At 45.3% G+C, this 20,149-nt stretch carries 16 protein-coding genes; 12 read left to right on the top strand and 4 right to left on the bottom strand.

Annotated elements, in window-relative coordinates; genetic code table 11:
• Window positions 1-63: 63 nt before the first annotated feature.
• The 6 genes from gcvH to prfB all read left to right on the top strand — a co-directional run bounded on the left by gcvH (window position 64) and on the right by prfB (window position 5,124).
• Window positions 64-441, top strand: coding sequence for a glycine cleavage system protein GcvH (gcvH, locus tag K339_RS0103420; protein WP_028522359.1), 378 nt, complete (start codon window positions 64-66; stop codon window positions 439-441).
• Window positions 442-510: 69 nt separating this feature from the next.
• Entirely contained in the window at window positions 511-1,782 is a 1,272-nt protein-coding gene (locus K339_RS0103425; protein WP_028522360.1) for a dihydroorotase, read from the top strand.
• A 15-nt stretch (window positions 1,783-1,797) separates the two neighbouring features.
• Window positions 1,798-2,346 (top strand): DUF4199 domain-containing protein, encoded by a 549-nt coding sequence (locus K339_RS0103430; protein ID WP_028522361.1) that lies wholly within the window; start codon window positions 1,798-1,800, stop codon window positions 2,344-2,346.
• A gap of 27 nt (window positions 2,347-2,373) precedes the next feature.
• Window positions 2,374-3,498, top strand: a complete 1,125-nt coding sequence (locus tag K339_RS0103435) for a hypothetical protein (protein WP_028522362.1) — start codon at window positions 2,374-2,376, stop codon at window positions 3,496-3,498.
• Window positions 3,499-3,573: 75 nt separating this feature from the next.
• On the top strand, window positions 3,574-4,026 hold the full coding sequence (locus K339_RS0103445) for a DUF4920 domain-containing protein (protein WP_028522363.1): 453 nt from the start codon (window positions 3,574-3,576) through the stop codon (window positions 4,024-4,026).
• Between the two features lie 20 nt (window positions 4,027-4,046).
• Window positions 4,047-5,124 (top strand): peptide chain release factor 2 gene (gene prfB, locus K339_RS0103450; RefSeq protein WP_157607461.1). Its coding sequence is split into 2 segments (ribosomal slippage): window positions 4,047-4,106 and window positions 4,108-5,124, totalling 1,077 coding nucleotides; the frame shifts between segments, so codons are not numbered across the junction.
• 107 nt (window positions 5,125-5,231) lie between these two features.
• Here the strand turns inward: prfB and K339_RS0103455 are convergent.
• Window positions 5,232-6,557 (bottom strand): RagB/SusD family nutrient uptake outer membrane protein, encoded by a 1,326-nt coding sequence (locus K339_RS0103455; protein WP_028522365.1) that lies wholly within the window; start codon window positions 6,555-6,557, stop codon window positions 5,232-5,234.
• Between the two features lie 18 nt (window positions 6,558-6,575).
• Entirely contained in the window at window positions 6,576-9,761 is a 3,186-nt protein-coding gene (locus K339_RS0103460) for a SusC/RagA family TonB-linked outer membrane protein (RefSeq protein WP_028522366.1), read from the bottom strand.
• 243 nt (window positions 9,762-10,004) lie between these two features.
• On the opposite strand from K339_RS0103460, the gene K339_RS0103465 reads away from it, so the two are divergent.
• Window positions 10,005-10,748, top strand: coding sequence for a DeoR/GlpR family DNA-binding transcription regulator (locus tag K339_RS0103465; RefSeq protein ID WP_037299170.1), 744 nt, complete (start codon window positions 10,005-10,007; stop codon window positions 10,746-10,748).
• Between the two features lie 69 nt (window positions 10,749-10,817).
• Here the strand turns inward: K339_RS0103465 and K339_RS0103470 are convergent, their stop codons facing one another.
• Window positions 10,818-12,056, bottom strand: a complete 1,239-nt coding sequence (locus tag K339_RS0103470; protein ID WP_028522368.1) for a tetratricopeptide repeat protein — start codon at window positions 12,054-12,056, stop codon at window positions 10,818-10,820.
• 95 nt (window positions 12,057-12,151) lie between these two features.
• Between K339_RS0103470 and hpt the strand changes: the two genes are divergently transcribed.
• From hpt to K339_RS0103490, 4 genes are all read left to right on the top strand, one after another.
• On the top strand, window positions 12,152-12,682 hold the full coding sequence (gene hpt, locus K339_RS0103475) for a hypoxanthine phosphoribosyltransferase (protein WP_028522369.1): 531 nt from the start codon (window positions 12,152-12,154) through the stop codon (window positions 12,680-12,682).
• 55 nt (window positions 12,683-12,737) lie between these two features.
• Window positions 12,738-13,346: a HupE/UreJ family protein gene (locus tag K339_RS0103480; RefSeq protein ID WP_028522370.1), complete on the top strand. Its 609-nt coding sequence runs from the start codon at window positions 12,738-12,740 to the stop codon at window positions 13,344-13,346.
• 90 nt (window positions 13,347-13,436) lie between these two features.
• Complete coding sequence (locus tag K339_RS0103485; protein ID WP_028522371.1) at window positions 13,437-15,821, top strand: M1 family metallopeptidase; 2,385 nt, start codon at window positions 13,437-13,439, stop codon at window positions 15,819-15,821.
• Between the two features lie 147 nt (window positions 15,822-15,968).
• On the top strand, window positions 15,969-17,345 hold the full coding sequence (locus K339_RS0103490; protein ID WP_157607462.1) for a TlpA family protein disulfide reductase: 1,377 nt from the start codon (window positions 15,969-15,971) through the stop codon (window positions 17,343-17,345).
• Here K339_RS0103490 and K339_RS0103495 read toward each other — a convergent pair.
• A complete protein-coding gene (locus tag K339_RS0103495) occupies window positions 17,327-17,998 on the bottom strand; it encodes an outer membrane beta-barrel protein (protein WP_028522373.1) in 672 nt (223 codons plus the stop codon). The genes K339_RS0103490 and K339_RS0103495 overlap by 19 nt on opposite strands.
• An 86-nt stretch (window positions 17,999-18,084) precedes the next feature.
• Between K339_RS0103495 and K339_RS0103500 the strand changes: the two genes are divergently transcribed.
• Window positions 18,085-20,127 carry an FAD-dependent oxidoreductase gene (locus K339_RS0103500; protein ID WP_028522374.1) on the top strand — a complete coding sequence of 681 codons (2,043 nt, stop codon included), beginning with the start codon at window positions 18,085-18,087 and terminating at the stop codon, window positions 20,125-20,127.
• Window positions 20,128-20,149: the final 22 nt, after the last annotated feature.

Raw genomic sequence — 20,149 nt, forward strand, 5'->3', positions numbered from 1 at the left:
GGTTTTTGATTTAAGGGGTGAATCCCCTAATTTAGCAGCCAAAACGAAAAGCCTCAACAAACCATGACATTTCCAGCAGAGCTTAAGTACACCAAAGACCACGAGTGGATTCGCCTTGAAAGCGACGGTACTGCCGTTGTAGGTATTACTGATTTTGCCCAAAGAGAATTGGGTGATATTGTTTATGTTGACATTAACACCGTTGGCGAAACCATCAATGAAGGTGAATTATTTGGAACAGTAGAAGCCGTAAAAACCGTTTCTGACCTTTATTTGCCCGTTTCAGGAGAAATTCTTGAATTTAATGCAGCTTTGGAAGCTGATCCAGATTTGGTCAACTCTGATCCTTACGGTGAAGGTTGGATGATTCGTGTTAAAATAACTGGCTCAACCGATGACTTACTCTCTGTAGAAGCCTATAAAGAATTGATTGGCGAATAAGAACAAGCTCCGAAAGGGGCTTTTTTTTAGCCCTATTCCCAACGGGGAGCCAAGAAAGTTGATAAAAAAATGTTACTGATTCGTTCTGTAAAAATTACTGATACTCACTCGCCTTACAATGGGCAAATAAAAGATATTTTGGTAGAAAATGGCCAAATATCTCAGATTGCTGACCACATTGAGGCGGCCAATGCCCAAGTACTTGAAGGCGAAAATTGGCATATTTCACCTGGTTGGGTGGATATGCGCGTTCATGCGTATGACCCAGGGTATGAGCAAAAAGAAGACTTGCGCTCGGCTTGTGCAGCCGCAGCTGTAGGTGGCTTCACTGACATTGCAGTATTACCCAACGCCAAACCTGCCCTCGACTCGAAAGATACCCTTGTGTACGTCAAACACAGGGCTTTGGGACAAGTGGTGAATGTTCACCCGATTGGTGCGGTTACAAAAAGCTGTGAAGGGAAAGATTTCACCGAAATGATTGACCTGTCGCACGCGGGGGCGGTGGCTTTTTCGGATGGTTCGCACCCTATTTACAACACGCATATTCTGTTGAAATCGTTACAATATTTGCAACAGGTTGACCGAGTGTTGATGAATCGCCCCGAAGATTACGATTTGACCGTGTTTGGGCAAATGAACGAAGGTGAAGTGAGTACGTTGCTCGGAATGAGGGGGATTCCCACCATTGCGGAAGAACTTATGGTCATGCGCGACCTAAAAATGCTCGAATACATGGGCATTAAAAGTGAAGCTCCCCTCTTACACTTCTCGACGATTTCGACGGCGACTACGGTGGGACTGATTCGGGCGGCGAAAGCCAAGGGCTATCCCGTGTCTTGTGACGTGGCAGCGCACCAAATTGCGTTTGACGATTCGGCCTTGCTGAATTTTGACACGAATTACAAGGTCAACCCACCTTTTAGAGCACAATCGGATATCGAAGCGATTTGGGAAGGATTGGCCGACGGCACCATCGACGCTGTGGTGTCGGATCATAATCCCCAAGATGAAGAGTCTAAGAATTTGGAGTTTGATTTGGCCGAATTTGGAATTATCGGGTTAGAAACGGCTTTTGCAGTACTCAACACCTACAATACCCAAGTACCGCTGGATCAACTGATAGGAAAACTTACCCATCAGCCCCGTGCTATTCTACGTTTGCCTTCAGTAGCGATTTCGGAAGCCAACGTAGCCAATTTTACCATTTTTAACCCCGATTTGGAATGGATTTTTAAGGAAACTCGTTCTAAATCAAAGAATTCGCCGTTTTTTGGTACTCAATTTAAAGGCAAAACCGTCTATGTTATCAACCAAGGATTGGTGGAAAAATGTGGATAACTTTGTGGATAACCTATGAAAAGTGTGATTAACTTCTTTAATAAGCCATTGCTCAAGCTCCCGTTATTCTTTGGAATAATTGCAGGCGTGGTTTGCTTTTTGTTCTTTTTGCTCGTTCAGAGCCTAGAAAAATTCTCAAGCACAAGCCGAGCGCTCGACGTCGGTTTTTTTACCATTATCATTGCTGCTGCCACTTGGTATTACCGTAAGAAGGTCGGGCAAGGCTACCTACACATGTGGGAAGGAATCTCGATTGGCTACGTAGTGTGGATTACGGGTGCGTTGGTGTGTGGCTATTTATCGAGCCTGTATTTTTACTTTTCCCCAAAAGCATTGACCCACTACCAAGGTATTTTACGCCAATCGTTGTTGGTCAACAAAGCGGAAGCGATAAAAGTATGGGGCAATGAAAGTTTTCAACAAAAACTGGCCGACATAGATAAACTTGAGCCTTCAAGTTTCATTTTTGATGAGTTTCGGTTTACGTTGATGCTCGTCGTAATGCCTATTTTATTGATTTCGTTGGTGCTTCGTAAACAACACCCTAACAGTTTGAGTCGTTAAAAATTTACCTCATTCTTCCCTTGACTGATGGCAAAGATTATTCAAATCACTAAAGAGAAAACCGAACAATCAAAAGTTCAGAAGGAGTTTAACCGACTCATCAAAAAGATAGAAAAGCTGGAACAAGAGATTGCCGAGTATCGTGCTGGAGTCGATGAAGTAAACCAACGTCTTCACGTGGCACTGACCCCCGTTCGGAAAGAATATTATGTCCAGAAAGCAGAGTTGGTGAAGTGTTTTGACCGCGCGCACGATTCTGGTTATTTCAAAAAAAGAGAACAGAAAAAACTCACGTTCCTCATTTGTGAACTTGCGCACGATGTGATTGAATACGGCGGCATGGAGGAGTTGATTCCGATTTACGATAAATACAACGAGACATCGTACGAAGAAGAAAACGAGCAAGTCAACGAACTAGCGGCCGAACAGCTAAAGGGGGTTTTTTCAATGTTTGGCATTGAAATCGATGAAGACATTGATATAACAAATCCTGAAAAGCTTCAGGAGCTGATGGACAAAAAAATCGCTGAAAAACAAGACGAGTTTGAGCAAGAGCAACGCCAAGCTGAAGAACGAAAAGCCAAACGTCCGAAAAGTAAAAAGCAGCAAGAAAAAGAAGAAAAGAAAGAGTTGGAAGCTCGCAATATTACCAAATCAGTGCGGACAATTTACATGGATTTGGTCAAAGCTTTTCACCCAGATCGTGAGCCCGATGCCGACGAACGCGAACGCAAAACTCAAATCATGCACCGCGTTACGGAAGCATACGAAAAAAATGATTTATTGGGGCTGTTGCGTTTGCAGTTGGAGTTTGATCGAATCGACCAAAATCACATTGAAAATATGGCCGAAAGCCACCTGAAAAATTACAATAAACTCCTACGCGAACAGGCTGAAGAACTGAGTTATGAGCTAGAAACTATGATTTCGAAGGTTGCTCAAATGAGCGGTAAACCTGACTACATTGTGAGCAATATTCACCGACTCCGTCTATCGCTTGAGCAGGACATTAGAGAATTTAAAAGTGAGGCTGCCAGTATTAAAAATGATGTAAAAGCGTTTGGAAGTCAGTTGGTTTTAAAAGAGTTTTTGAAAGGTTACAAAATTCCTAAGGCAGAGAAAGATATAGACTTTTTTGAAGGGATTTTTTAACCAACATCACCAAAAATTGTATAGTTTTGAAGAAAATTTGTCATTTCATCAATTATTTTATCGACTAGAATTACCATGAAAAAAGTACTCTTAACAACCTTGTTTGCCGCATTTGCTTTGGGAGCATTTGCGCAAAGTGATAGCTATTTTGGCGAAAAAATCAGCGATAAAGGAGCCGTAGCGGCGACTGAACTTCCTAAGAAAATGGGAAGCAAAGAAAAAATGACGACCAAAGTAACTGGTACGGTGGAGTCGGTGTGCCAAGCAAAAGGCTGCTGGATGAAAGTGAAAACTGCCGACGGACAAACCATGCGTGTGTCGTTCAAAGACTATGGTTTTTTTGTCCCCAAAGACATTGCGGGCAAAACTGTCGTGATTGACGGCGAAGCCAAAATGAAGACAACTTCGGTTGCTGAATTGCAACACTATGCTGAGGATGCAGGAAAAAGTAAGGAAGAAATTGCGAAAATCACTGAAGCCAAGCGCGAATTGACGTTTGTAGCGGATGGGGTTATCGTGAAGAAATAATAAATTGAAATAAATATTCGATGACCACAGAACAGTTGAAAGACTTGAAAGCCCGCGTTTCGGCTTTGAGGGGGTATCTTTGACTACGATACTAAGAAAGAACGATTAACAGAATTACAACAAATTCAGAACCAACCTGAATTTTGGAACGACAATACCAAGGCCGAACAAACCATGAAGGAGGTTCGGGGCTTGAAAGGATGGACCGAAGGATATGAATCGGTAGAAGAACGCCTTGGCGACTTGGAAACACTTCAAGAATTTTTTGAGCTAGGCGAAGCCACCGAAACGGAGGTTGAAGCCGAATATCAAGCCTTATTGAAGGTGTTGGAAGAGGTCGAGCTCAAAAAAATGCTCTCTAACGAAGAAGATCAGCTCAATGCAGTCCTCGAAATTAACTCGGGGGCAGGTGGTACTGAAAGCCAAGATTGGGCGGATATGCTGTACCGGATGTACGTACGCTGGGCCGAAAAACACGGCTATAAAGTAACCCAAATAGACTACCAAGAGGGAGACGGGGCAGGGATTAAGTCGGCGTCGATTCAGATAGATGGGCCGCAAGCCTATGGTTATTTGCAATCGGAAAACGGAGTACACCGTTTGGTGCGTATTTCGCCGTTCGACTCCAACGCCCGCCGCCACACATCATTTGCTTCGGTGTATGCGTATCCGTTGATTGACGATAGCATCGAAATCGAAGTAAACCCTGCCGATATTGAATGGGATACGTACCGTTCGGGAGGAGCTGGTGGACAAAACGTTAATAAAGTGGAAACAGCCGTTCGGCTTCGTCACAGACCTTCGGGCTTGATGATTGAGTGCCAGCAAGAGCGGAGTCAGCACCTCAACCGCGATTTGGCCATGCGTTTGTTGAAATCGAAATTGTACCAAATTGAGGTAGAAAAACGAAACGCGGCCCGCGCCGAAGTGGAAGCTTCCAAAAAGAAAATTGAGTGGGGTTCTCAAATTCGTAACTACGTCATGCACCCTTACAAATTGGTAAAAGACGTCCGAACGGGTGTGGAAACCTCTGATGTTCAGGGAGTAATGGACGGTGACTTGGATGAGTTTATCAAAGCCTATTTGATGTTGCAGTAATGGAGTAGTTAGCCGTTATAGCACAAAAAAGCCCTGATGATGAGTCAGGGCTTTTCTGTGTAGAGGGTTGCTCACAACCCGACGAATCTAAAAATCTGTGATTCGTCCTAAATAGCAGGATCAGCAGGCGTATTGGCGCGGTTATTATCTTTCTCAATCAACGGATACGGATAAAACGTGCGGGTGCGCTCTACTTGCGAAGCGGCATTGCCCGCAACGGGAGCCAAACGATTAAAACGACGGCTATCTTCCAATTTTAATCCCGACAAAAACAACTCTATGCAACGTTGACGGTAGATTTCGGTCAGGAGCGCATCGGCGGTATTGGCACCCGAGTAAGCAGGAAGCCCCGCTCCTATGCCCCACGCATCGGTCGTTTTGGTTAAAACGGCGTTTAAAGCGGTCGTTGCGCCTACCAAATCGTTGGTACGTGCACTTGCTTCGGCCTTGATTAGCTGAATTTCACCTGGTAAATAAACAGGAATCGCGGCATTGTTGGCGGTAAAAAAACTGGCGCGACCTAAGTTAATACCTCCACTGGCGACTCCCGTTGGATTTGACAAGTAAAATGCCAAGCGCTTGTCGGCGGCAACGGGGCGAAGTGCTTCGGGTAAACCTAGCGTGGCGTTAACAGGTTCTGTAACGTTACGGTTTCCGAAAGTGTTGAAGAACATGGGATTCTGAGTCGCATCGTCAAAGTTAAACGATGATTTTTTGGTCAAATCTACTTTGTTCGCTGCGGCTAAAGCTTTGGCATTGTCGCCTACCATGAGGCTATAGCGCGCAATCAACGCTTGAATGGTATTGGCTAAATCTACCCCTGCGACAATACGTAAAGTGAAAGTAGAAGAAACGGGCGTAGCAGTAAGCGTAGTAGCGGCGGTTTCGAGCGTGCGAATGGCTTCTTTCAAAGCTTCATCACGCGTGACAAACACTGCATTATCGCCTGTGGAAATAGGGAGTTTTTCCCAAAATTGAGCGATAGTTCCCAACGCCAATGCCCTAAAAATAGAAGCGTAGGCCGTAATGCCACTTTTTGTGCCAGCATCACCAGATACCGTAGCTACGCTTTTTAAAACAAGATCTGCATTGGCTTTTACCAATTGATTTTGCGCCCAAAGGTTGCGCAAAATACCGTTGTTGGGAGTGACGTTTGCTCCTCCAATCCGAAGTTGCTCTTCATCTCCATTTCCTGCGTTCAATACCGTGAGTTCTTTGGTAGAAAGTCCACTTGCCGTAATGGCCGTGTAAAGAACCCCCGCACGGGTGCTTGAGTAGCGGTATTGGAGACCATTGCAGAGCGTAATGAGCCCGTTGATGTCGGTCGTTACTTGGGTTTCGCTGGCGGCACTCGGGTTGAGGTATTCTTGGTCGCAGGAAGTGGCCGTCAGCATCGTTCCCACCAAAAGTGTATATAATATCGTCTTTTTCATTGAAGTACAGGTTTCGCGTTAGAAAGATAAATTCAACTGGAGCTGGTAAGTACGTGGAATAGGGACGTTTCCGAAGTCCACCCCGCGCAAAATGTCGCTGTTGTTACCTGCGTTTGTTTCGGGGTCAAAACCGTTGTATTTATCCCACGAAATCAAGTTACGACCCACGAGCGATACACTCCAATTACTGATTCCCCTGAATTTAGGAAGCTGATACGTAAGGGCTAATTCGCGCAATTTGGTAAAGCCTCCTTCGTCAACGCGGTATTCTTCGATGTTGACCAACGAAAATACGTAACCACGAGGTAAAGTTCCCAACATTTCTGCTTCGGCAATGTCGCCAATTCCCACGTTGTTGCGCGTACGCTTGTCGGCATTGAACACTTGGAAACCTTGAACCGCATCCAACAAGAAACGTAAACCAAGTTTTTTGTACGTCAAATTACCACTGAAGGAGCCTGTCCATTTGGGGTTTGGATTACCAATCACTGTACGAACAAATGCCCCCGAAGGTTGTCCGTCGGCGGCACGGCTAACGGTATATTGCGTTGGATCTGTCGTGTTTTGAGTACCCATTTCGCGTTGTGGAAGATTTTGTTTGGTCAACAACAAACTTCCGTCGGTATTACGAGCATAGGGGAAACCGTAGAATACGCTGGCAGGTTGGCCTTCAATCAAGAAAACAGGAGCGCCCGCCGAGTTGCCAATGGTAAGTGTTGAAATCAATGGGTTTCCTTGGTCAATATCCAATACTTTGTTGCGGTTTTGGTTGTAAAGAACGGTGAAATCGGCTGAGAAATCTTTTTTCTTCACTGCTAATGCGTTGAGGCTAATCTCAAAACCTTTGTTTTCCATCGTTCCTACGTTGTTCACAATACCCGTTCCACCCGTTGAAGGAGCTAATTCACGGTTCACTACCAAGTCTTTGATTTGTTGGTTATAGACCGAAATTCCCAAATTGAGTCGGCTTTTCAAGAACGAAAGGTCGGCACCCACTTCGATTTCGTCCATGCGTTCAGGACGTACGCGAGGGTTGGCCAATGTAGCGCCAGGAATGATGGTGTTTTTGCCAAGAAAAGGCACTGGGCTAAACTGCCAAAAACGGCTGTAACTTCCAATTCCTGTCAAGTTACCCGCTTGTCCGTACGACGCCCGAAGTTTGAAGCCATCCCAAACGTTGGCCAAATTGCTATTTTTCCAAAACTCAAGGTCAGAAACGACCAAACTACCGCTCAATTTAGGATAAGTCTGGTTGGTTTCGCTCGGAGAAAACTTCGACGAACGGTCGCGGCGAACGGCAGCCGTAACGAAGGCTAAGTTTTTGTAACCCAAGGTCGCCTGTACAAAAAATCCACTCAAATTGTAACGGTCGAGGCCATAACCTGCCGTGACGGTCGTACTAGCAGTTCCGCTGACGGTTTCGATGAAAGGCGCGGTGTTCAAACCACTGGCACGGGTAAAATCCGACTGGTAGAACTGGTAGTTGAAACCAGCAGCGGCGTTTAATTTGAGAGAACTGCTAAGTTCGGTTTCGTAGGTAGCGTTGATGTCGCTGTTAAACTGCGTCACGTTGTTGTTGGCGTTGGCCGCAAAACCATCAGGATAACGCTCGGCAGGAAGACCAGCCACGGCTTGGTAAGGATACGGCGGAATGTAGTTTTTACCCAACTGCCCGTAAGTGTCCACCCCAACAACCCAGTCGATGCCAAGACCTTTGACAGGCGTAAGGTTCAACTGAGCATCAGCGATAGTACGGCTGACGGCTTGCGTAAATTTCATGGTTTCTACGGTCGTGAGCGGGTTGACGCGGGTAGGCTCAACCGCCAACAAGTTACCTGCGGCGTCGCGCTGGGTAATGTCGTAGATGTTGTTGGTGATAGTTACCGAGTTTATCGGGCTATAAAACACGTTTCCGTTGGCTTTTTCGTTGGAAAAGCTATTTGAATAATTCAAGCCCGCCGATAGTTTTGCCCAATTGTTAAGACGTTGGTCAACGCGCGCCCGTAAACTCGCCCGACGAAAATCGACGCCCTTGACAATGCCTTCGTTTTTCATGTAAGATGCCGACACAAAATACTGCGTACGATCCGTTCCGCCCGAAATCGAAAGCGTATTGTCGTTGCCAAAACCTGTACGGAAAATTTGATCAAAATAGTTGTAACGCGTTACGTCCACCAAGTTAGAGGCCAACAAAGAAGTGGCTCCGTCGCGAACGATGCCCGTGGTCGTCATGGTAGGGTTGGCGGCGCTTTGTGCAGCACTAATTACGCCAATGGTGTGAAGGCGTAAGTCTTTGAAACCAAATTGTTTACCCAAGGTAGAAATGAAAACACCTTTGCGAAGCTCATTGGAAGAAAAGCTCGTGGTAAAGTTGATTTTTGGCGCCCCCGACTTTCCACGCTTGGTGGTGATAATCACTACCCCGTTGGCAGCCCGCGAACCGTATTGAGCGGCAGCAGCAGCACCGTTGATAACGTTTAAAGACTCAATGTCGCTGGGGTTAATATCGGCCAAACGGTTGGTACCGAGCGCAGTACTTGGCGCTTGGTTGCCGAGCGAAAGTGCCAACTGAGAAGCAGGTGATGTTTCGTTGTTAATAATTACACCGTCAATGACATACAGCGGGTCAGAACTTCCTTGGATGGATTTCACCCCGCGCAAACGTACCGTAATTCCTCCTGCGGGGTCGCCTGAGTTTTGGGTGATTTGTGCGCCTGGGATTTTCCCTTGCAGGGCGCTTACAAGGTTGGGTGAGCCTGTTTTTTCGAGGTTATCCGCCTTAATCGTCGTAATTGCGTTACCGAGTTGTCGGCGCTCGGCCCGAATGGTAGAACCCGTCACGACAACTTCGTCGAGGTTCATTTGGTCTTCTCGAAGCGAAACATTGACGATAGATTGGCTCGAAGAAACCTCCCGTGTCACTGTGCTGTAGCCTACCGCGCTGAACGTAATTTTTACATTACCACTTACATTAAGCGAAAAATCTCCTTCTACATTGGCAGTCGTTCCGAGCGAAGTTCCTGCTACTTGTACCGTAGCTCCAGGGATAGGCTGACCATTGTTGTCAGTTACTTTTCCTTTGACGGCGTACGATTGGGCCCATCCATTTAGCGAAAAACAAATCGCTACAATTGCCACAATCGTCCGCATGAGTTCAGAACGAAAACGGTTCTGAATGATTTGGCCGTAATTGTTGTGAAGCATAAGTTATTAATTAAAGGTTTATTTTTAAAATCGGCATAAAACCGCAATAAATAAACAATAAAAACAGCAAACTCCGTCATTTGTTTGGTGAAAAATATTTGTATCAGTAGAATAAAATGAAAAAAAATTAAGATTTTGGCGAAAATTTGAGCTGAATCAAAAAATGTCTCTAATTTTATTGCAACTTTTTGCGGATTTGATTTTATATTTTTTTGAACCATTATGCACCCAATTCAAACCCAAATGCTAAAGCGAGAACGACAGGCATTCATTATGAAACAAATCAATCTTCACAATCGGATATTGTCTGCCGATTTGGGATTGATGTTGAACGTTTCGGAGGATACTATCCGCCGTGACCTTAATGAACTGGCGGAGGCGGGCGAACTGGTGAAGGTTCATGGTGGGGCCTTGTCAAAATCGTACCATTACGATTATGCACCGAGTACGACTTATGCTTTATCGGAAAAAACGGTCATTGCGCAAAAAGCCGCGACCCTTATCGAAGACGGAATGTTTGTTATTCTAGGTGGTGGAACGACCGTACGGGAACTGGCGCGCCTACTTCCTGTCGATTTAAAAGCTACTTTTTTTACCATAAGCCTGACAACCGCCCTTCAGTTGTGCGATCACCCGACGATTGACGTGATATTTTTGGGGGGAACGCTGGTTAAAAATTCGCAGATTAGCGTGGGAGGCGAAGTCATTAGCCGTCTCAATGAAATCAAGGCAGATTTGTGCATCATGGGTACCAATGCCATTGATACCGAATGTATTACGGATACAGATTTAGAGGCGGTTCAGGTGAAAAAATCCATGATAAAGGCGTCTAAGCGAAGCGCCGTGGTGACCATCAGCGAAAAACTGGGAAGTACCCAAAAACTTCAAGTGTGTGAGTTATCGGATATTGATTATTTGGTGACTGACTTGCCTGCTGATGCACCGCAGTTTTTAGGCTACCGCCGTGAAGGACTGGTGATTCTTTAGAATTAGCTCGTCCCGACATCCAGTCGGGACGATATGGTACGGCGTCTCTGACGCCACTTACTGTCTATCTTAATCCCTCCGCTTTCTTCGTTCTTCCCGACGTGATTTGTTGAGTTGACTAATGGCGTCTTTGGCTTCTTTGACTTGGCTTGATTTCTTCTCCCCTCGGTCTATCACTGTTTTGTAATATTCTCTCGCTGCTTCGTAGTCTTTTTCAGTTTCCGACATTTTGCCCAAGGCAATCAACGACGACAAATAATAGCCCGACGTAAACGCTTTGGCTTGAATTGAATAGTTGACAGCCTGCAAGTAATACTCCTTGGCTTTTGGAATATCGCGGTGATAGTTGTTGTAGTAATATGCCAAAACGTAAGCTGCATTTCGCCCACTTACAGCTTCGTAGCCTGCCATGCCTTTGTCGATTTTGGACAAAATACTGTTGGCGGATTTTTCTGCCTCGGCGGTGTTTCCCCGTACAAAAGCCGAGCGGAGATAATAGCGTTCAAAATAGGGGTTGTCAGGATAAGTTTCCCACGAGTATTTTGCTAAATCATACGCTTTGGCGTATTGATTTTCGTAGCTGTAAATCTGTAGTAAGAAATACCGTGCTTCCGTTCGGGTGTAAAAGGCGTTGTTTCCTACTTTTTCAAGTTGCTGAATACCAAGTTGTTTATTGCCTTTGGGGAAAAGCCAAAGGATAGGTTTTAGCAGCGGATAGTTATCAGGAATCCATTGCGCAAAGTAATTGAACAACCCATCGCCAAACAATAATTCTGGGCTTAGATCGCTTTTCCCTTCACATTTTTCCATGTATTTCAAGGCATTCTTCCCCGCGAAAGTAGCCCGTGACCAGTGTTTCCGTTCTGAGTGAATCCGCCCTTTGAAGGCATACGCGGCGGCTAAGAAAAACGAAGGTTCGATTTTGTTTTCGCGCGCATCGTACAGTTTTTCGGCCAACGTAATGCAAGTATCCATCAACGCCAAACAGCGGTCGTCGTAGCGAGTGTCTTCGGTATTAGGGACGATTTTCCACCACTCTGCCAACCCCATCAAAAAATAAGGCATGGGATGGTACGGATAGCGGTAGCGCAACCAACGAAACTCGGCGTCTGCTTCGGCAAATTTGAAGTTATAAAGTTTGTTAATGGCCTCAGTAGCTTCGATTTGTACGCCTGGGTTCGACAGCAACATATCGTACTTGCCATCAAAGTCGGAGGAAGCATAAAGTTGGGCATTGGCGGTAGTAGTACCCAAAAGTACCCATCCAATGATACCGAATATCCAATATTTTAAGATGTTCTTTTTCATGGTCTATTATATTTGCTGTGGATATTAACGTACAACTTCTCGTTACAGTTTATCAAAGTTGCCATTTTTTAAGTTTTTTTTAATATTTTTTTATCATGCTGACGGTCAAAGACAAAAAGTTTGTTCCATTTATCGAAAAACAACCACTCGAAGAGCGAATTGCGGAGTTGGGGCGCGAAATTAACGAAGATTACCGAGACAAGAACCCTCTTTTTGTGGTCGTCCTCAACGGAGCTTTTATGTTTGCCGCCGAGCTGATGAAAAGTGTGACGATTCCGTGTGAGATTACCTTCGTACGTGTATCGTCGTATTCAAAAACCCAATCGACGGGTGAAGTAACGGAAGTATTGGGATTGAAAGAACCCATTCGCGACCGTCACGTGATTATCGTCGAGGATATTGTCGATACGGGACTTACGATGAACAAGCTTCTCTTTCAACTTTCGGCCCAGCGCCCCGAGTCGATTCAAGTAGCAACTATGTTGTTCAAACCCAAAGCCCTCAAAACGCCACTAAGTGTTAAGTACGCTGCTTTTGAAATAGAAAATCGTTTTGTGCTTGGCTATGGCCTTGATTATGAAGGATATGGTCGAAATGTGGACGGAGTTTATGTTCTAGCACCGTAGCCCGATTAGCCTTTTATTCAGTTTCTTTATCAACACCTAACCAACCATTTTCTTCATGTCTGATTTCCAAATTTACCTTGGATTGGGGTTTGACCACATCACCGACCCCAACGGTTACGACCACATTTTGTTTGTAGTGGCTTTGTGCGCCATTTACGCTTTTCGCGATTGGAAAAAAGTACTGGTGCTGATTACGGCCTTTACGCTAGGCCACTCGGTAACGTTGGCATTGGCAACGTTAAAGCTGATTACGTACCGTTCCGACATCATTGAGTTTCTCATTCCCATCACCATTTTTGCCACAGCGGTATCCAATTTCTCAGATAATAGCCTCGGCGAACCAAAATCCCCCAAACTGCGGTACATCTTCGCGGCTTGTTTTGGCTTAATTCACGGCATGGGATTTTCCAACTATTTGCGAAGCTTGTTGGGTGAGCAAGAGAGCATTATCATGCCCTTGTTTTCGTTTAATCTAGGCTTAGAGTTGGGACAATTGGTCATTGTGGCTATTGCATTGGGAATTGCCTCTTTGTTTGTCGAAATCATTAAGTTAAAACGCCTCACATGGAATCACTTGATTTCGGGGATTGTAGCGGGAATGGCCTTGTCGCTGATTCTTAACAATGAGCTATTTCGTACCCTTATGGGACTTCCAGTGGAATAATGTCGCAAAAAAGCCCCTACGCGTCTATGCCTTGACCTAATTTTGAGTGATTTACCTTATTTTTACTATTCAACTAACAACCAAGTACCAATGAGAAAACAGTTTATTTTTTACTGGCTTATGCTCAGTACGGGCTTATTATTTGCCCAACCCCCTGCGGCCAACTACCATGCCAATTCACGTTTTGAGCAATTAGGCGCTCAACTCCCCACCCCAAATACGACACGTACGGCTTCGGGAGCACCTGGAAAAGACTTTTGGCAACAACGCGCCGATTATGACATCAAAGCCGAATTGGACGATGAACAACGCAAAATCACAGGAACCGAAACCATTACGTACCACAACTACTCACCCGATGAGTTGAAGTTTGTGTGGTTACAACTTGACCAAAATTTGTTTGCCAAAGGGTCGATCAATGCCCTTTCGCAGCACAATAGCATTCAGCCGCAAATGTCGTCAAACGCTGTGCGTGGACTAAATGCGCCAAGCTCGGTACGTACGACGGTGGCGGGTGATAAAGAATATGATTTTAAAATTACGGCGGTGAAGGATGCAAAAACGGGTAAGCCGTTGGCATATACCATCAACAACACCATGATGCGCATTGAGTTGCCTGCGAGTATTAAAACAGGCCAATCATACGCGTTTTCGGTGGATTGGAACTACTTCATCAACGAATACTACGGTCGTGCAGGGTATGAATTTTTTCCAAAAGATGGAAACTCTAACTACTTCATTGCGCACTGGTTTCCGCGTATGTGCGTTTATGATGACGTAAACGGCTGGCAACACAAGCAGTTTTTGGGCCAAGGGGAATTTACCTTGACATTTGGAAACTACAAAGTGGCTTTGACAGTGCCTAACGACCACATCGTAGGAGCAACGGGAGAATTGCAAAACGCTGCTCAGGTCTTGACTTCGGAGCAACAAAAGCGGTTGGAGCAGGCTAAATCAGCTACGCGCCCTGTGTTGATTGTGAGCCAAGAGGAAGCCGAAAAAGCAGAAAAAGGCAAGCCAACGGGTAAGAAAACGTGGGTATTTAAAGCGGATAACGTTCGTGACTTTGCGTTTTCTACGAGCCGTAAGTTTATTTGGGATGCGATGCAAATCGACCAAGCGGGCAAGAAAGTAATGTGTATGTCGCTTTACTCAAAAGAAGGAAACCCGCTTTGGGGTAAATACTCGACGATGGTGGTGGCGCATACGATTAAGTCATACTCAAAATATACGATTGATTATCCTTATCCAGTAGCGTACTCGTGCCACGCGAGCGGCGGTGGGATGGAGTATCCGATGATTTCGTTCAACGGTGGACGCCCTGAGCCCGATGGAACCTATTCGGAAGGAATTAAATACGGAATGATTGGGGTAATTATTCACGAAGTAGGCCACAACTTTTTCCCAATGATTGTCAACTCTGACGAGCGTCAGTGGGGATGGATGGACGAAGGCTTGAATACATTCGTGCAGTACTTGACCGAAAAAGAATGGGACAAAGACTACCCAACGCGTCGTGGTGAGCCTCAGTACATTACTGATTACATGAAGCAAGGAACCGAAAATTTGGTACCCATCATGACGAGCTCAGACAACATCATGCAGTACGGGCCTAACGCTTACGCCAAACCTGCGACGGGCTTGAATATCTTGCGCGAAACCGTCATGGGGCGTGAATTGTTTGATTATGCGTTTAAAGAATACGCACGTCGTTGGGCATTTAAAAACCCAACTCCCGCTGATTTCTTCCGTACGATGGAAGATGCGTCGGGCGTGGACTTGGATTGGTTTTGGAAAGGTTGGTTCTACGGTGTTGAGCCCGTTGACCAAGATTTGGTGGAAGTAGAATGGTTTGCCCTCGACACGCAAAATCCAGAAATTACAAAATCAAGCGCTAAAAAAGAAGCTGAAGACAAGCGTAATACCGTGGCTCGTCAGCGTGATAAAGACTTCATCAAAGAATCGGTGGTAGAGAAAAATCCTGACATGAAAGATTTCTACAACTCGTACGACCCTTACAAAGTAACGGACGCTGACAAGAAGAAATACGAAACGTACTTGGCAAGTTTAACACCCGACGAGCGTAAGTTGGTCGAATCAGGTATGAATTTCTATACCTTAAAAGTGAAGAACAAAGGTGGTTTGCCGATGCCCGTGATTGTGAAGATGCAATTTGAGGACGGCACTGATTCGGTAGCTCGCTTCCCAGCGGAAATCTGGCGTTTGAACGACCAACAAGTGTCGAAAGTAGTAACGACGAAGAAAAAAGTGGTTCAGTGGACATTGGATCCATATCGTGAGATTGCGGACATCGACGAAGAAAGCAACAGCTTCCCACGTCAACCAGCGCAACCAACGCGTTTCCAAATGTTCAAAGGCGGAGGTTTTCAACGTGGTGGCAGCAACCCAATGCGTGAAGCTCAACAAGCGCAACCACCTAAAGCAGGTCAGCAAGGCGGCGCCAAGAATGACTAATATTGGCTAGACCTTCCAAGTTTCAAAAACTTGGAAGGTCTAAAGGGATAACTCATCAAAGCAGTAAACAGAAGGTTTTCATCGACCAGTTGTTTACTGCTTTTTTTATGGCACAACATTTGCCTTCATTTGTCAAAACTCAAAAATATGCCGAATAACCGTTGGATTCTTTGTGCTTGTATTGTCATTTTGGCAAGTTGGAAACCTTCTTTTGCTCAAAAAAAACTACGAATAGAAGCTAAAATTGCCAATATAAAACCCATGCGGCTGATTTTGGCGCAGTATTTTGCAGGACAACAAATGCCCGTAGATACTGCTATTTTGGGCGCCGACGGCCGTGTAGTTTGGCAGACCGATGCCATTCCCGAAGGTGTTTGTCGGATTGTGGGGTTAGGTCGAGGGCTAGATATTTTTGTGACGGGGACACAACAGTTTTTCTTTGAAGCCGATTATAAAGACCTGATTGCCAGTATTCGTTTTAAAAACTCCCCCGAAAATACCCTGTTTTTTGATTACCAACGAGAACTACGGCGGCGCTACCAATCGGCATTGGCGGAGCGTCAGCGTATGGGGGTAAAAGAAGACTCGGATCCGCGCTGGAAAAATCGTTTTCAAGAACTCAATCAACAAGTGAAGGATTTTGTCGATTCACTTTATCAAAAACACCCTACCTACTTGAGTACACGTTTTTTGAAAAGTTACCAAGAACCTAACTTACCCATTTTGCCCGTTCAGAAATTATCGGCCAAAGATTCTCTGTATTTGAGAAACTACGCGTGGGAGCATTTTTTTGATAACGCTTTTCTTTTCGACGAACGAATGGTCTATACCTCCACTGTTCCTGCACGCTTTGACCGATTTTTGAAAGCGCTTCCTCAATTTGAAAAAGAGCACCGCCGCAAGTTAATAGAGGGTCTTATTCAGAAAACCAAAGGAACAACCGAACTCCGCAAATACATCATCGGTGGGCTTGCCCAAAGGGTTGAATTAACATCTAATCCAGATTTTGACCAGCTTTTCGAACAAATTGTGGATAACTATGTGGAAAACGATACAAAATTGTGGGATGCGAGTACTTTACAGCGATTAAAAGAACTAAAATTCATAAAGGCCAACGTTGCTATCGGAAACACATTTCCTAAAATACCTCTCTCGATGGTGGACGGAAAGGCGTTGCATTGGGAAGATATACACAGCGATTACACTTTATTGTTTTTCTATGACCCAGGCTGTACACATTGCCGAGAGGCTACGCCAGCGTTGGTGACAATGGCCAAACAATACGCCAATAAAATGAAGGTGGTAGCCATTACACTCGACCCCAACGAGGCACAATGGAAGGCATTTATCAATCAATTTCAAACTGAAAATTTTGTCAACGTCAGAGATGCAGCTCGCTCAATTGAGTTTTATAAGCTGGGGGTCATAGAATACCCCACCATCTATCTGCTCGACCGAGACAAAAAAATAGTGGGGCGCTGGTTGAAGGTAGAAGAACTACCGTCTTATCTGGTCAGTCGGTAAGAAGCTGTGAGTTGCAAGCCGCTGAAGCGTTGTTGAAAACGACTATCTCGCAATTGTGCTTCGCCAGGCACAGCATATGCAATGTACATATCGCTTACGCCTTGAATGCTGGCCAAATAACGTACGCCAATCGAAAGTTTGTTCAGATTGAGCGCGACCCCTGCATGGTAGCCAAACGCATAGGTGCGATAGGGCGAAAACGTAAGGGGCGTCGAAGAATATTGCGACAAGAAATTTTTGAGGTTACTGTCGTCAAACAATTGCAACGAAATGAGCGGTCCACCCGTAAATTCCAAACGTTTATGTTTGTAGCCTAACGAAAGCGGAATATCCAACTGCCCATATTGAATGGAAGTTTTATTCGTGCTTCCTGTCGATTCTATTTCACCTCCTTTAACAGAAAGCAAAGCTTCGGCTTGTAGAAAAACATTTTCTGTGCTGCGTACATACGCACCTACTACGTAGCCTGCTTTGCTACTTCCTTGGGTGGTTATGGTTTCGGGTGTGGCCGAGCTTGACGTGACCCGACGCCCAAGAAAATCATCTCCTCTGAGCTGCGAAATCTGTAATCCCGCCTTTAATCCCCACTCTGCTCGTTGGGCGTTTGCCCCCAAGGCCGTCAAAACACAAAAAGCGGCAAGTAATCGTTTCATAAAACTCCTTTTTATAGTTTTAAAATAGATAAGTAATTTTCTAGTTTCAAAGTTCACTATCTTTTGCCCATAAATCCAACAAACGAATGAAAAAACACCTACTGGTCTTACTTAGCGTTCTTATTCAGTGTGCGTATCAAAGCCATGCGCAAGAGGTAGATGTCTGTGTATATGGCGGAACTTCGGCGGGCGTCATTGCCGCTTATACTGCGGCCAAATCAGGAAAAAAAGTCCTTTTGATTGAGCCTAGTCGGCATTTGGGCGGCCTTAGTTCGGGTGGATTGGGCCAAACCGATATTGGAAATAAGTACGCGATTATGGGCGTAGCCCGTGATTTTTACCGTCGCATTGGCCAGCATTACGGCAAATTTGAACAATGGACGTTTGAGCCACACGTTGCCGAGCAATTATTTAATGACTACATCAAAAGCGCTAACGTACCTGTTTGGCTCGAACATCGTTTGGTAAAGGTTCAAAAACAAGGAGAAAAAATTCAGTCCATTGAAGTAACCGCTTCCGAATCAAAAGGTGAAAAAGTTCGTCTCGTCAAAGCTAAAATGTTTATCGACTGCACCTATGAAGGCGATTTGATGGCCCAAGCTGGAGTTAGTTATATCGTTGGTCGTGAAGCCAATAGCCAATACAACGAAACGTGGAATGGGGTACAAATGCACGACAAACACCAATTCCCCGAAGGCATTGACCCGTACAAAACTCCTAGCGATTCTTCAAGCGGGTTGCTGTGGGGAATTTCTACGGCAGCATTAGCCCAAACGGGTTCGGGTGATAAGCTATTGCAAGCCTATAATTTTCGGTTATGTTTGACCAAAGACCCTGCCAATCGAATCCCAATTACCAAGCCAGCGCGCTATGACTCAACGAAGTATGAATTGTTGTTGCGCCAAGTGGCAGTTGAGAAACCAGCGCACATCAATTGGGGGGTATTGCACATTGCTGATATGCCCAATTCAAAGACGGATATTAACAACAAAGGAGGTTTTTCAACGGATATGATTGGCATGAATCATTCGTTTGCCGAAGCTGATTACCAAACTCGAAAAAAAATCATCAAAGAGCACGAAGACTACACCAAGGGCTTTTTGTATTTCGTAGGCCACGACCCCAGAATGCCCCAACATTTGCGTCAACAAATGCTCGAATGGGGATACCCAAAAGATGAGTACCTTGACAATAACCACTTTTCGCACCAAATCTACGTCCGAGAAGCGCGCCGAATGGTGGGAGAATACGTGATGACGCAGCATAATTGTGAAGGCCGAGAAATAGTAAAAGATGGCGTTGGAATGGCGGCCTACACCATGGATTCGCACAACTGTCAGCGGATACTTTTCAAAAACCCCGCCACGGGAAAAATGGAGGTTCGCAACGAGGGCGATGTACAAGTGGGTGGTTTTCCCCCCTACCCGATTAACTATCGGTCATTGATTCCTCGCAAGGCAGAATGCCAAAACTTGTTTGTCCCCGTATGCTTATCGGCGACGCACATTGCCTACGGTTCTATTCGGATGGAACCTGTTTTTATGGCACTTGGGCAAGCGGCGGCGATGGCGGCAGTTCAGGCTATCAACAGTAAAAAAGCTATTCAAGAAATAGACATTGAAACACTTCAAAGAACGCTAAAAACCAATCCGCTCGTGGATGGTAGTCAACCCGAAATTTTATTGGATAACGATGTTACTCCTACAAATATCCAAGTAGTAGGCGATTGGCAAACCCTGAAAACGGGAAGTAAGTATGCCGCAACGCAGTTGACCGATAACTCCCTTGGAAAAACAGCAAAATCAGTTCGGTTTACGCCCGAAATTTCCCAAAATGGAGAATACGAACTATACATCTATAACCCTAACCCAACGGGGGGCGGAGGCAACCCGGGCGATGCCCAAAATCAGTCCAAAGCAAGTAAAACAAAGTTAAAAGTAAAAGCAGGGAATCAAGAGCAAGAACTGGTCATTTCGACCCGCGAACAAGTGAGTGACTGGATTCGAGTAGGGAGTTTTTCGTTGGTCAAAGGGAACGGAAATTTTGTCGAAATAACCAACCAAAATGCGGATGGAATCGTTGTCGCAGATGCCGTACTGTTTGTTCCAAAGCGCACAGCCAGACGATAGTCAGACTGTGCGCTTTGGCTGG

Source organism: Runella limosa DSM 17973 (assembly GCF_000482465.1).
GTDB classification, from domain to species: Bacteria; Bacteroidota; Bacteroidia; order Cytophagales; family Spirosomataceae; genus Runella; species Runella limosa.

Excerpts from the sequence above, each read along its gene's own strand:
- gcvH (WP_028522359.1), top strand. The coding sequence starts at position 64 with ATGACATTTCCAGCAGAGCTTAAGTACACCAAAGACCACGAGTGGATT.
- K339_RS0103435 (WP_028522362.1), top strand. The coding sequence starts at position 2,374 with ATGGCAAAGATTATTCAAATCACTAAAGAGAAAACCGAACAATCAAAA.
- hpt (WP_028522369.1), top strand. The coding sequence starts at position 12,152 with ATGCTGACGGTCAAAGACAAAAAGTTTGTTCCATTTATCGAAAAACAA.
- K339_RS0103425 (WP_028522360.1), top strand. The coding sequence starts at position 511 with ATGTTACTGATTCGTTCTGTAAAAATTACTGATACTCACTCGCCTTAC.
- K339_RS0103445 (WP_028522363.1), top strand. The coding sequence starts at position 3,574 with ATGAAAAAAGTACTCTTAACAACCTTGTTTGCCGCATTTGCTTTGGGA.
- K339_RS0103495 (WP_028522373.1), bottom strand. The coding sequence starts at position 17,998 with ATGAAACGATTACTTGCCGCTTTTTGTGTTTTGACGGCCTTGGGGGCA.
- K339_RS0103430 (WP_028522361.1), top strand. The coding sequence starts at position 1,798 with ATGAAAAGTGTGATTAACTTCTTTAATAAGCCATTGCTCAAGCTCCCG.
- K339_RS0103460 (WP_028522366.1), bottom strand. The coding sequence starts at position 9,761 with ATGCTTCACAACAATTACGGCCAAATCATTCAGAACCGTTTTCGTTCT.
- K339_RS0103455 (WP_028522365.1), bottom strand. The coding sequence starts at position 6,557 with ATGAAAAAGACGATATTATATACACTTTTGGTGGGAACGATGCTGACG.
- K339_RS0103485 (WP_028522371.1), top strand. The coding sequence starts at position 13,437 with ATGAGAAAACAGTTTATTTTTTACTGGCTTATGCTCAGTACGGGCTTA.
- K339_RS0103480 (WP_028522370.1), top strand. The coding sequence starts at position 12,738 with ATGTCTGATTTCCAAATTTACCTTGGATTGGGGTTTGACCACATCACC.
- K339_RS0103500 (WP_028522374.1), top strand. The coding sequence starts at position 18,085 with ATGAAAAAACACCTACTGGTCTTACTTAGCGTTCTTATTCAGTGTGCG.
- K339_RS0103465 (WP_037299170.1), top strand. The coding sequence starts at position 10,005 with ATGCTAAAGCGAGAACGACAGGCATTCATTATGAAACAAATCAATCTT.
- K339_RS0103470 (WP_028522368.1), bottom strand. The coding sequence starts at position 12,056 with ATGAAAAAGAACATCTTAAAATATTGGATATTCGGTATCATTGGATGG.
- K339_RS0103490 (WP_157607462.1), top strand. The coding sequence starts at position 15,969 with ATGCCGAATAACCGTTGGATTCTTTGTGCTTGTATTGTCATTTTGGCA.